Below are 12,021 nucleotides of genomic sequence, written 5' to 3'. Positions count from 1 at the left end.
TGCAAGCATGTACTTGCATGCATTAATTCCATACTGTATGCTACTAACAGAACAACATCACACTACATGGATGGAGGCGCTGCAACATGAAACTAGTAACCTTTCAAACCAATACATCCCAGGAACCTTTGTTTGGGTTTGTAATTAACGAGAGATTTGTCGTGTCTTTTGCTGCAATCATGAAAAAGCAGGGAACATTCGTTGACAGTCTTGAAAGTATGGAAAGCTATCTTCATTATTTGCCGGCAAGTTATGATGCCGCTAAGGAAATGATGCAATATGCTGTCAAACAGTTGCATCAATTCAATGAAAATGAAATCAGCCCGATTGCAGCCGTAAACCTGCTACCGCCGGTTCCGAATCCGGCTGCGCTTATCGATTTCGGGCTGACGCCAAGACATCTGAGAAATGCTGGCGTAAATCTGCTGCAAAGAGAATATACAGGGCCGGAAAGAGAAGAGCTTACAAGTAAAATTTCTGAAAAATTCCAGCAAGATCTGAATAAAGTAACTTTCAGTTATTATAAGTGTAACCATAATGCATTAATTGGCGATGGGGATACGATTCATTGGCCTTCGTACTCATCCTACCTGGATATCGAGCCGGAGCTGGCCTTTGTTACAGGGAAGGGGAACTGTATTGCAGGTTATGTTATTTTTAACGACAGTACTGTCCGCGATGTGCAGTGGCTGGATTTCCAGGCGATGACCGGACCGACGCGCTGCAAAGATTTCGATCGCAGCAAAGGAATAGGACCATTTCTGGTAACGCCGGATGAAATCGACAACCCGCTGGCATTGGATGTGGATGTACGCATCGGGGAGAGATTGCACTGGAAGGGAAGCACATCCGAGTATTCTGCACACCCTGCAAAAGTGATAGAGGAGGTTCTCAAAGTTTTCACGCCACTCCCGGGCACGATTATAGGAATGGGGACGATCCCGGATTGCTGCGCAATCGAGACCGAAGAATGGCTGTTGCCCTCTGACCGAATCCAGATTACATTTGATAAATTAGGCACGCTCACGCAATTGGTGCCTGATCATGTCAAGATTACGGAACCAAGCCGCTGGGAAAAAAGAAGCGATTTACCTTAAATAAACGTTTATAAAAATGATGAATCCCTACCCTGCTGCATATACAAAACTTGTAGTAGAATAGGTTTAACATATGCAAAAGGAGAAATACAATGCAAACTTCAGACAGAATCATTGAAGCCGCGACACGGCTCATCAAAAAGAAGGGCTATCGGGGAGTAAGCACCAAAGCCATTGCAACGGAAGCTAAAGTCAATGAATCTACGATTTTCCGGCAATTTGGAAGCAAGCAAGGCATATTGGAAGCCATCATTGAAAGACATTCGGATATTCCGCAATTTGAGAAGTTGTTAAAAGAGGACGCGACCGATAATCCGGAAGTCGATCTGCTGAATGTAAGTCAACAGTACCGATTGTTTTTCCATAAAAATGCGGACATCATTTTGATTGGCATCCGCGACAAAGGAATGTTTCCCGAATTGGACAGAGTGCTGGCCGATCCGCCGGTGAAGCTGCACTCCTTGCTGGTTGAATATTTTGAACGCTTGCAGAAGAAAAAAGTTATAGCCAGACAGGATGAGCGCCTTGCCGCCATGTCTTTTCTCTCGATGTGCTACGGATTTCAGATGAGCGAGCTGATTCACGGGCAATATCAGTCCCAACTCGTCACCGAGGAAGATTTCTACAAGCACAGTGTTTCATTGTTTGTAAAAGGAATTTTGTCTCAGTCATAAGCTTTGTTGATTTATTTAAATATGCGAAAGATTGCTTTTGCTCGACTGGGTACTTGGCTGTTGCCATACCGTGGAACCTCTTCATCTCAGCATTTTTATACTCAATGACGACAGAACGCTATCAACTAGGATGGAACAAATTAATAGCAGTATGCGCGGGCGGCGGAGCAGTAGAACGTCTAGTCGAATCATTGCAAGATATCGCTCCTGATGTTGCTAACTACATTATCGAGTTTGCATTTGGCGATATTTATTCCGGAGTAGAGACATCACAAGAGCAGGAATGTTTTAACTATTAGTGTCGAGGGACAAGCACATTGTCCCACTTAGGTTCGAGGAACCGCAATGTTGTGACAAAGAACTGACCGACTGGATTCTTAAAGATGAGTAAGAAAGAGATGTAACTGCGGCACTTTCTCCGCTTACGCATTGATTTAAAGTTACTCCAAAGAGAATCCGTTCCCAAAAGTTATACGGGAAATAGGAGTAAGAGCCCACCTAAGTATTAGGTGGGCTCTTTTAGTTATTTTTATTTGAAGAAGGATTTTTCTAAAGAGCAACATAAATGAGGTTGTTTATTTAGTAATTTCGGAGATAAAATTCGATCGGTACTCTCATGGAGAAGATCACCTTGGGATAAGCACTTATGTTCAGTATTATAACTACATATATCTTAAAACAGAAGATTCTATTTTCTGGCACGGGTGCTTGTAGGGGAGAATACCTTGTTGGAGGAGATATATTTCATTATTTTCTGAAGATAAGCACAAAAAAGGCATCTCCTGAAGGAGATGCTTTTTTTGCTTGAGTAAAAACATTGTTAGGGTTGCTACTGGGCATCATTCGTCCTAAATCGAGGAAGTATAAATAAATTACTCTCTTTTTTCATTATCTAATCGCCGACGAAATACCACAGCCGAAACAGCAAATATAATAAAAGATAATGTTGAAGCAGCAGTAACCATCTTCAACACATTTCCTATTGGGGGGTTAAACAACAGAGCAATTGAGATGATTAAAACAGCACCTGTTAAACCCATTCCCAAAATCGAGATCGCTAAAATCTTGTTCATCAAATCACCTCACAGGGGATATTACACCATTTAAAGAGACTGCCCTGAAAATTAAAGAGTTAGGGTATGTAAATGAGTGGGTCTGGGAGAAACTGAACGAGTACAATGGCTAACAATCTCATCGAGTGAATAGTCATATTAACGAATCATAAAATTGTTGAACGAGTTTAAGCGACATTTATTTAGGCTGGAAAGCTTCAACTGCGAGATCGTGCAGCAGATAAGAAGAAGTTTAAAACGATTTATAATAAAAAGCCAGCGCTTAAATGTTGGCTTTTTCTTCATATGTAAAGATAGATAAACTGAATTCGAAATCATTTATTTCTAAGAATAGAGGCGAATGTATGAGCAACCCGAATATAATAACTTTATGTCAATGTACAAAAATGTCGAGGGACAAGAACATATTCCCTAGCACACTGAGATTTGGTTTTACCCCATGTTTCGTTCGATACGCAAAGCAAATAGCCCCCACGAATGGACGGGGCTAAGATTTGAATATTCAATTTACACTCCATAGTTATACGATCCTGCACGTTCTACGATTATATTCCAGTCTTCTTCTTCAAAAAGGAGGTTGTTCTCATCCTCGGGTTCGCCGATCTGTACTTCAAGGAAGACCAACCTGGTTTCAGCGAAAATAGAATAGACGCTCTCCGAGATCATCGCGAACTGAGTGCCCAGAGTCATCTGTGTGACCTGTCCGTTGATAAGCAATTGACCGCTGCCTGCAAGTACCGTCCACGCTCTACATCCTGCCCGGTGCCATTTCAACCCGATATGTTTGCCCGGTAGAACGGTTATGTTTAATGTGGTTACAGTTGTATTTTCATCTTCTACCGAACTCTCAATGACACGATAACTGCCCCAGGTTGCTTCACCATACATCGGTTTTAATGGCAAGTTGCCCAATTGCGCTTTAATTTCATTTGAATTATTTTTGTTGGCAATGAGAATGCCGTCCGGACTTGCGGCAGCGATAATACCTGGCACGCCAATGACTTGGATGGGGTAGGGAAGCTCGTTAATAATATAGGAATCGGAGGAAGAGCCCGAGATTCCACCGTGTCCGATTACATGGGAATCTAACTCTGCGCACAGCGTATCCCAGCTTCCGATATCCTGCCATACTCCCTTATAAGGCAGGACTACGGCCCGCTGTGCCTTTTCTGCAACATGCTTGTCAAAACTGCGTTCAGGCAACGCTTCATACAGGGACGACAATTGATCATAATGAACCGGCAGCCCCATTTTTTTAATATGGGATATCATAAACTCGACGGTGAACGCATACACACCGCAGTTCCATAGTGCCCCACGTTGTAGCAGAGTTTCAGCAATAGTGGCTTCGGGTTTTTCTATAAATTGTGTTATGGGCGCATAAGCATTACGTTCTTCCCCACCCGGCAGGATGTATCCATACTGCTCTGAAGCATGTGTAGGCCTTGTCCCAATTAAAGCGATATCGGCTTGAGAATGTTTTAAGATGTCCGGCAGTAATTGGAAGTTGCTGAAAAAATCTTCACCTGCGAACACATCAGCTGGCGCGATACAGATCACATCGTCATCTTTGGCCATCCGGAAGGATTGCAGATATAACGTCGCTAAGGCCGCCGCAGTAAAAGTGCCTCGTTTATAAGGTTCCCCGATTACTGGTATTTTGCCTTGAGTATGTCGAGCCGTAATATTAGCCTGATCCTGATGTGAAATAATGAGCGTTGAATCCGTTAGGCATGAACTGTCAAGCTGGCGGCATACTCTGCTGATCATGGATTCCCTACCTCCAGCGGGTGATGGAAGTATATCTATGAACAGCTTGGAGCGAAGCTCATTGGATAACGGCCAGAGCCTTTTGCCAGAGCCGCCGCACAGCAGTACGATATGCATGGGCTTCCTCCTTAAGCTCAGGGAGCTTTACTATAGATTTTCCGTTTATGAAAGGAAAGAGAACGGTATTTAAGAGCCAGATTACGGATTTGTTGCTCTTTTAACGAAGAAGCGTTCACATTCAGACTTTTATTCATGGAACTTCTAAGGACCATGCTGCCTGGGTTCTTCGTATACATAAAATTGGCATACGTTTCATACTCGGAGAAACCAAACTGCTTCTTCTTATTGATATTGGAGATGATCGCTTTGTACCAAGGCAGCTTATGAACCGCTTCGATTTTCTGTTTTAAGGCAGAGAGTTTCGATTTGTCGAACAGCATATAATGGGTGACAAAAGAGCGCGGGCGCGGAGCTTTCATGCCTAACAACTTACGGTAGGTATTGAAATATTCCGGCTGGCTCCAGTCACGGCAGTAAAATACTGTTTTGCCTTCTACAAGAAATGAATGAGGTTTAATCAGTACGGTATCCGCATCCATGACTAGAAAGTATTTTGCCTTCACAATGGAATCTCCGTTCATTTTGAGCAGCTGCTGATATAACCAGCCTGACCGATTCCATCGGGAGGACTGGTAGTGTATCTCGTTTTTGGTTATAGGCAGGACGGATCGCTCATTAACAAAAATACAGTTTTTACGGGAACAAAGTTCTCTGATTTTGGTGCTGACCGGAGAAACAATATAAATGCCTCCAATGGGATGTTTTACATAACGGCGAATGTTATTGATGACGAGGGGAAGGGTAGCCAAATCTTTCTCTATCGCTGGTATAAGAACATCAATCTTAGGCGCATTATTCAACCGGATTCCAGGCTCGACGGACATCTTCTCAACTCCTTGCACAAATCGTGATGACTTATTATATGGTATGTGTACAAAAGTGTTTTGGTCAGGGCATGTGCAAATATACATTTTTTACGAATAGGGCTTTTGTTGAGGGTTCCTTTATCGGTATTACATATAATGCATGCAGGATCTTGATCAAACAGCGAGCTTTGATGCGGTGGCTGAAGGGAGAGTTTACGACATGGGAGTTGATAAATTGCAGCCGTTAAGAAGCAAATGGTTAAAAACAAAATTGATCATTAATAATGAATCAATTAAACCGTTTATCCCCGACACACAGAAATATAACAAAACGAATCTGAAATCCATGATCAGCAAATATGGAATGGTCTATGTCAAACCCGAGAGAGGTACTTTCGGGATGGGTGTTATTAAGGCCGAGATGGACAGTCATCAACATTTTGTCTATCAGATAGAGCAAAAACGCCTGACGTTTGACAGCTTTGAATCGTTTTATAGCAGTCTGACTCGTTTGGTGCATAAAAGAAGTTATCTGATTCAGAGAGGAATCCATCTGCTTAAGCACAATAACAGACGTTTTGACATCCGAGTCATGATACAGCTAAGCCCGACCAAACATTGGGAAGCTACCGGAATCATAGGGCGACTGGGTCATCCAAAGAAAATCGTAACCAATTATCATAGTGGTGGTACACCGATGGATATTCACAAGCTGCTACAATCGCATGCATCCACAAAACGCAGAAATAAACTGGTTCAGGAGATGAATGAGCTTAGCCTGCGCATAGCTCGTCATATGAAAAAAAAGTACCCGTATCTAATGCAAATCGGTGTGGATATCGGCCTTGATCACAGTCTGAAACCCTGGATTATAGAGGTAAATGTCAAACCGGACCCATTTATATTCAATCAATTAAAGGATAAGACGATGTATCGCAAGGTAATACGATATTACCGCCATGCTTTCCCCAAAAAAACAGAATAACAGACCGGTTTTTTCATAGGAATGGATGGAGAAGGTTTCAAGCTCAAGAGTCGCCAATATGGCGACTTTTGAGCTTGAACTGCCTTTTAGGGTCTGATAATGCATCGTAATACATGGTGGAGAGCTTCGATGTCATCACCTTTCAATATCTGATTAAGCCAATTCAGCCGCAAGTTTTCGAGGAAAAGATGTTGCTTTGGGAGTTATTCTTGATGGTCCTTTGAAAGATGCTGTAGTGAGTAGAGAAAGTGACTTAGTGTTGAGTATTGTAGAGGGACAAGAACCTGTTAGCTTCGTTCAAGGAGTACTTGCGTGTCGGGCTGCGCGACAATGTGTTGCCGCCGATGGTGTCGAACACGACATCGACTCCACGGCCCCCCGTTTATCGCATGATGGCGTCGACATTCTTCAAAAGAAACGAGTGTCTATTATATTGAAGAGGCAGCTATTGCTACAGGCGAACATGATGATCCGAACAGCGCTGTTGGCATGGGTAATGCTAGCACCTTAAGGAGTTTATAGCTATGGAACTGTAGTGGTCAGGAGAGCCTAACCTCGGCAAGCGCTTCCGTACGGAGTCATCTCATTGCGTTTGCCGCGGAAGAATCCCGTTTGAACCGGGGTAAATCGATTGATTTAAAGGAATAAGCAAAAGAAATAATGGCTGCACAAGAAGTTCCGAGCAGCAAAAGATATAAGCAAAGATTTAGTAGCGATTGCTTCCGGGAATGGGGGAAGCAATCGCTATGTTTTTTTGCGGATATTTTTATTTTTTGTCCGCCACATGTGTACAATAAATAAAAAAGATGATACATTGAAATTAGTTTAATTCCTTTTATAACAGGTTTTTTTGAAGAATACTATGTCTCCTGTACGAGGACATACGTATATCGAGGAGGGAATGGAATGTCAAGTCAAGCATTGGACCAATTTTTAAGTTCGAGCATCGAAGATCTAAAGACTAAAGGTCTATATAACGTCATTGATACGCTGCAGGGTGCAAATGGTCCTGTTATTCGTATCGACGGAAAGTCCCTAATCAATTTGTCTTCCAATAACTATTTGGGACTGGCAACAGATTACCGCCTGATTGATGCTTCAGTTAAGGCGTCGCAGACATACGGGGCAGGCGCAGGGGCTGTGAGAACAATTAATGGTACGATGGATCTTCATATTGAGCTTGAAGAAAAACTGGCCCGTTTCAAAAAAACGGAAGCCGTTATCGTGTATCAATCGGGATTTAACTGCAATATGGCTGCTATATCCGCGGTAATGGACCAGCATGATGCGATTTTATCCGATGAGCTGAACCACGCTTCGATTATTGATGGCTGCCGCCTGTCGAGAGCCAAGGTGATTCGCTTTAAGCATTCGGATATGAATGATTTAAGACAGAAGGCAAAAGAGGCCAAGGAATCCGGTCAGTACCATAAAATTATGGTCATCTCCGATGGGGTTTTCTCCATGGATGGTGATATAGCAAAGCTGCCCGAAATCGTGAAAATAGCTGAAGAATTCGATCTGATTACTTATGCGGATGATGCCCACGGTTCGGGCGTTCTCGGAGCAGGTGCGGGAACCGTGAAGCATTTTGGATTGTCCGACCGCATTGACTTTCAAATTGGTACTCTTTCCAAGGCGATCGGCGTTGTCGGCGGTTATGTGGCGGGTAAAAAACAACTGATCGAATGGTTGAAGCTGAGAAGCCGTCCGTTTCTGTTCTCGACATCGCTACCTCCGGCTGTAATCGCTTCTTGCAGTGCTTCTGTCGACATTTTGATGAATGACAAAGAGCTGATCGAAAGGCTGTGGGAGAACGGCAATGCTTTGAAAAATGGCCTGAGCCAGCTTGGATATGATGTAGGCCAAAGCGAAACGCCAATCACACCTTGTATCATTGGCGATGAAGTAACCACTCAGCAGTTCAGCAAACGGCTCTATGAAGAAGGAGTTTACGCCAAGGCAATCCTGTTTCCGACGGTTCCGAAAGGAACGGGAAGAATACGCAACATGCCGACAGCTGCCCATACCAGGGAGATGCTCGACCAGGTGATCTCCGTTTATGAGAAAGTTGGCAAGGAAATGAAGCTGATTTAGCTGCATTCGCGGGAGTATATTTCGGGAGGAATGTCTTATGGACAAGATTTTGGTGACTGGGGCACTGGGCCAAATCGGTTCTGAGTTAGTTGTTAAATTACGTGAAATTTATGGTGTGGATCACGTTGTTGCTACGGATCTCAGGTCATCAGCCCACGAAATTACCCGATCCGGGCCATTCGAGCTGCTGGACGTGACGAATGATAAGGCGATGTTCGAAATCGCCAAGCGGTACGAAGTGGATACCGTCATCCATTTGGCTGCGCTGCTGTCGGCTACTGCTGAGGAGAAACCGCTGCTTGCCTGGAATTTGAATATGGGCGGATTGATGAATGCACTTGAAGTATCCAGGGAGCTCGGCTGCCAATTTTTCACTCCAAGCTCCATTGGATCTTTTGGGCCTTCGACTCCGAAAGACAATACCCCGCAGGATACGATCCAGCGGCCCAATACGATGTACGGTGTGAACAAAGTGTCCGGCGAACTGCTTTGTGATTATTATTTTCACAAATACGGCCTGGATACGAGGGGGCTGCGATTCCCGGGTTTGATATCTTATATGACGCCTCCCGGCGGAGGAACGACGGATTACGCCGTGGAAATTTATTACGCAGCCGTGACGGCTGGCCGGTATACATCTTATATCGCCAAGGACACAAACATGGACATGATGTATATGCCGGATGCCCTGAATGCTATCATCGAATTGATGGAAGCGGATTCATCCCGGTTGATGCACCGAAATTCATTTAATGTCACCGCAATGAGCGTCGATCCGGAGGCGATCGCTGCAGCGATTCGGGATGAGTTTCCCGGCTTTATCCTCGATTATGACGTTGATCCGAAGAGACAGGCGATTGCCGATAGCTGGCCGCATTCCATTGATGCGACGGCAGCGAAAACAGAATGGGGATTTCTTCCCCGCTACGACCTGAAGGCCATGACGAAGGATATGCTTTCACAGCTAAGCGAGAGACAAATGCTTCGCAAGGCTTAAAGTGATTATGAATTCGCTGTGCAAAGCCAGTTGAAATACAAAAGAAGCTGCATCAAGAGGTTTGGCGTTACCCGGACCTTTTGTTGCAGCTTCTTTTTGACCCTCCAGCCCGGACATTTCCGTGGTCTGTGTGACAACAATGTAACATTCCTGTCTGATTTATCATCTGAATCAAGCGATTCTCTCCTAGTGATATTCTAAAATAAGTGTGTATGTGCGTCTTGCGCTAATGATAGAAATTTTAACTATGAGGGAGTGGATGGGAATGAATAAAAATATGAAAAGAGCACGCCGTATGTCTGGCGTTTTGGCTGTAGTTATGGTGCTTAGTACAGCTGGGGAAGCCATTGTGAATGCACAGCAGCCAATTATCAATGTGGAACAGTCGACTCCACAAGTCGGTGTGTATACGAATGGACCAAGAGATGCCAAGGAAGTTAAGGCGTTTCTGGATACCTTTTTCGCTAAGGAAGAGATTAAATCAAAAGCCAGTGCTGTCGCCATTTCAATCGTTCAGGATGGAAAGGTGCTTTTGTCCAAAGGGTATGGTGCTGCTGAACAACAGACAAATTCGCCAATAGATGCTGCTGAGACCACTTTCCGGGTTGCCTCTATCTCCAAAGTTTTCACGGCTGCTGCTGCCATGCAGCTCGTGGAGCAAGGTAAAATCTCACTTCAGGACAACATTGAGAAGTATTTGGATGATTACAAAATTAATAATTCGTTTCAAACGCCTGTTACCATTGAAGATTTACTGACACATACCACAGGTTTTGAGTCAACTCAGCCTTCGGATGCCAGTTACGTGACTGATCCATCCATAAAGCCAGTTTCGCTCAAACAGAGTATATTCGATGCCTTTCCTAAGGTTGTGCGTGAGCCTGGTACCTCCTACATGTATGATAACTTTGCATCAAGGTTGCTCGGATACATCGTCCAGCAAGCCAGCGGAGAACCATTCGGAGTTTACGTGCAAAAGCATATTTTTGAACCCATCGGCATGAAATCCAGCAGCTTCACATTAACAAAGGAACTGTCCGAACGAATGGCAAAATCTTACGATCCGGAGAACAATGAACTTCCACCATATGACTTGTCTCCACGCGAGTGGCCGGAGGGGAGTTTGATATCCACTGCTTCCGATATGTCTCTGTTTATGCAAACCTTTCTGAATGGCGGACGGACTGCTAATGATAAGGTTATTCTTTCGCCTGCTTCGGTAAAGGCAATGTCTACGTATCAAGTGGCTATCCATCCGGATTTTCCGGATATGACCTATGGGTTTGAATCCCCGATAGAGCCCAGTAAAACAAATGGGGAACGCGTGATTTCCAAAGGGGGTGATATTGCAGGGTACAGTTCACTCTTATGGATCTTGCCAGACAGCCGGACAGGCGTCTTTGTGACGTACAATGCCAATTCAGATTTAAGAAATGACCTGTTTGCTGCATTTATGGATCATTATTTTACCGGTCACCCAACTGTTTTTGAAGAGAAGGGCTTTAAGTCGCAATCGAAAGAGGCACTTGCCAGGTTTGAAGGATTATACTCAGACTTACGTACCAGATTCCTGACGAGAATTGAAGCGACAGCAGTCGAGGGAACACTGACGGTAAGTGATGTAACCGAACAGCATCAGTTGAAGCAAGTCGGTGATCTCATTTTCGTGGATGAGCAAGGCAAGCCACTTGCTTTCAAAATAGACGGGGATGGACATGTTACTGATCTAAAATATTTGAATTTATTCAGCTATGCCACCAAATTAAAGGAGGTTCAGGACAGCTTTCCAGATGTGCCTGCAAATCATCCTTATGGTTCATATATCTTTACTCTGAAGTCTCTGGATCTCCTCTCGGATGATCCAACAGCCCTGTTTGAGCCCCAGGAGCTCGTCACTCGGGGAGCCTTTGTGCATGCTTTCAATGCGATATGGGGAATTCAAGCGTCAGTCAACCCGTCTTCGTTTAAAGATATGGATCATTCAAAGTATCGAGGGGATATTCAGGCGGCCGCTGAGTCGGGATTGCTACTTGGAACGAGCAATGAGTTATTTGAACCAGATCGACCGATTCTACGTGAGGAAGCAGCAGTAATTGCCTTTCGATTGCTGGCGGGAAACGGGATCAAGCAAGCGGATTCTACAGCAGTGCTGGCGCCAGGTACATCTGAATGGGCAGTGGAAGCCGTCAGTTCCGCTATAAAATGGAAGCTGCACGGACCGGAGGTAACCGAATCAAACGGCAGAATAGATTATGGATCACAACGGGCAATGAACAAGCAGGAGATGGCCGCTTTGTTATTCTCCATGCTGTTGCCCAATGAATAAACCCATTAAGTGAGTACAATAAAACAGGAGAACCACGCCTCAGAGTGGTTCTCCTGTTTTATTGTAAGTACCAAAT

General features: G+C 44.3%; 10 protein-coding genes and 1 pseudogene. 8 read left to right on the top strand and 3 right to left on the bottom strand.

Annotated elements, in window-relative coordinates; genetic code table 11:
• Window positions 1-86 precede the first annotated feature (86 nt).
• From MKY42_RS17315 to MKY42_RS17305, 3 genes are all read left to right on the top strand, one after another.
• Complete coding sequence (locus MKY42_RS17315; RefSeq protein ID WP_339843547.1) at window positions 87-1,097, top strand: fumarylacetoacetate hydrolase family protein; 1,011 nt, start codon at window positions 87-89, stop codon at window positions 1,095-1,097.
• 92 nt (window positions 1,098-1,189) lie between these two features.
• The gene (locus MKY42_RS17310; protein WP_090898749.1) at window positions 1,190-1,771 is read left to right on the top strand and encodes a TetR/AcrR family transcriptional regulator; all 582 of its coding nucleotides are present in this window, start codon (window positions 1,190-1,192) and stop codon (window positions 1,769-1,771) included.
• Window positions 1,772-1,824: 53 nt separating this feature from the next.
• A complete protein-coding gene (locus tag MKY42_RS17305; protein ID WP_339843545.1) occupies window positions 1,825-2,070 on the top strand; it encodes a hypothetical protein in 246 nt (81 codons plus the stop codon).
• A gap of 573 nt (window positions 2,071-2,643) precedes the next feature.
• Here the strand turns inward: MKY42_RS17305 and MKY42_RS17300 are convergent.
• The 3 genes from MKY42_RS17300 to MKY42_RS17290 all read right to left on the bottom strand — a co-directional run bounded on the left by MKY42_RS17300 (window position 2,644) and on the right by MKY42_RS17290 (window position 5,558).
• Window positions 2,644-2,844 carry a hypothetical protein gene (locus tag MKY42_RS17300; protein ID WP_090898746.1) on the bottom strand — a complete coding sequence of 67 codons (201 nt, stop codon included), beginning with the start codon at window positions 2,842-2,844 and terminating at the stop codon, window positions 2,644-2,646.
• 507 nt (window positions 2,845-3,351) lie between these two features.
• Window positions 3,352-4,731: a sugar phosphate nucleotidyltransferase gene (locus MKY42_RS17295; protein WP_090898740.1), complete on the bottom strand. Its 1,380-nt coding sequence runs from the start codon at window positions 4,729-4,731 to the stop codon at window positions 3,352-3,354.
• A gap of 17 nt (window positions 4,732-4,748) precedes the next feature.
• Window positions 4,749-5,558: a DUF6492 family protein gene (locus MKY42_RS17290; protein ID WP_090898737.1), complete on the bottom strand. Its 810-nt coding sequence runs from the start codon at window positions 5,556-5,558 to the stop codon at window positions 4,749-4,751.
• Between the two features lie 202 nt (window positions 5,559-5,760).
• Between MKY42_RS17290 and MKY42_RS17285 the strand changes: the two genes are divergently transcribed.
• The 5 genes and pseudogenes from MKY42_RS17285 (at window position 5,761) to MKY42_RS17265 (ending at window position 11,945) form a co-directional block, all read left to right on the top strand.
• Entirely contained in the window at window positions 5,761-6,525 is a 765-nt protein-coding gene (locus MKY42_RS17285; protein ID WP_256222074.1) for a YheC/YheD family protein, read from the top strand.
• A 110-nt stretch (window positions 6,526-6,635) separates the two neighbouring features.
• Window positions 6,636-6,719: pseudogene (locus MKY42_RS17280) on the top strand (DNA-binding response regulator); the annotation flags it as partial.
• A 712-nt stretch (window positions 6,720-7,431) separates the two neighbouring features.
• The gene (locus tag MKY42_RS17275; protein ID WP_339843542.1) at window positions 7,432-8,622 is read left to right on the top strand and encodes a glycine C-acetyltransferase; all 1,191 of its coding nucleotides are present in this window, start codon (window positions 7,432-7,434) and stop codon (window positions 8,620-8,622) included.
• Between the two features lie 37 nt (window positions 8,623-8,659).
• Window positions 8,660-9,619 carry an L-threonine 3-dehydrogenase gene (locus MKY42_RS17270; RefSeq protein WP_090898725.1) on the top strand — a complete coding sequence of 320 codons (960 nt, stop codon included), beginning with the start codon at window positions 8,660-8,662 and terminating at the stop codon, window positions 9,617-9,619.
• A 277-nt stretch (window positions 9,620-9,896) separates the two neighbouring features.
• A complete protein-coding gene (locus MKY42_RS17265; protein WP_339843541.1) occupies window positions 9,897-11,945 on the top strand; it encodes a serine hydrolase in 2,049 nt (682 codons plus the stop codon).
• Window positions 11,946-12,021: the final 76 nt, after the last annotated feature.

Source organism: Paenibacillus sp. FSL W7-1088, assembly GCF_037969855.1.
In the GTDB taxonomy this organism is placed as follows: domain Bacteria; phylum Bacillota; class Bacilli; order Paenibacillales; family Paenibacillaceae; genus Paenibacillus.
Note: the sequence above shows the minus strand (reverse complement) of the source record. Positions and strands in the feature narration are given on the sequence as shown.

Bases quoted from the DNA above. Each gene is read 5' to 3' on its own strand.
- MKY42_RS17265 (WP_339843541.1), top strand. From the start codon at position 9,897: ATGAAAAGAGCACGCCGTATGTCTGGCGTTTTGGCTGTAGTTATGGTG.
- MKY42_RS17310 (WP_090898749.1), top strand. From the start codon at position 1,190: ATGCAAACTTCAGACAGAATCATTGAAGCCGCGACACGGCTCATCAAA.
- MKY42_RS17275 (WP_339843542.1), top strand. From the start codon at position 7,432: ATGTCAAGTCAAGCATTGGACCAATTTTTAAGTTCGAGCATCGAAGAT.
- MKY42_RS17300 (WP_090898746.1), bottom strand. From the start codon at position 2,844: ATGAACAAGATTTTAGCGATCTCGATTTTGGGAATGGGTTTAACAGGT.
- MKY42_RS17270 (WP_090898725.1), top strand. From the start codon at position 8,660: ATGGACAAGATTTTGGTGACTGGGGCACTGGGCCAAATCGGTTCTGAG.
- MKY42_RS17295 (WP_090898740.1), bottom strand. From the start codon at position 4,731: ATGCATATCGTACTGCTGTGCGGCGGCTCTGGCAAAAGGCTCTGGCCG.
- MKY42_RS17290 (WP_090898737.1), bottom strand. From the start codon at position 5,558: ATGTCCGTCGAGCCTGGAATCCGGTTGAATAATGCGCCTAAGATTGAT.
- MKY42_RS17315 (WP_339843547.1), top strand. From the start codon at position 87: ATGAAACTAGTAACCTTTCAAACCAATACATCCCAGGAACCTTTGTTT.
- MKY42_RS17285 (WP_256222074.1), top strand. From the start codon at position 5,761: ATGGGAGTTGATAAATTGCAGCCGTTAAGAAGCAAATGGTTAAAAACA.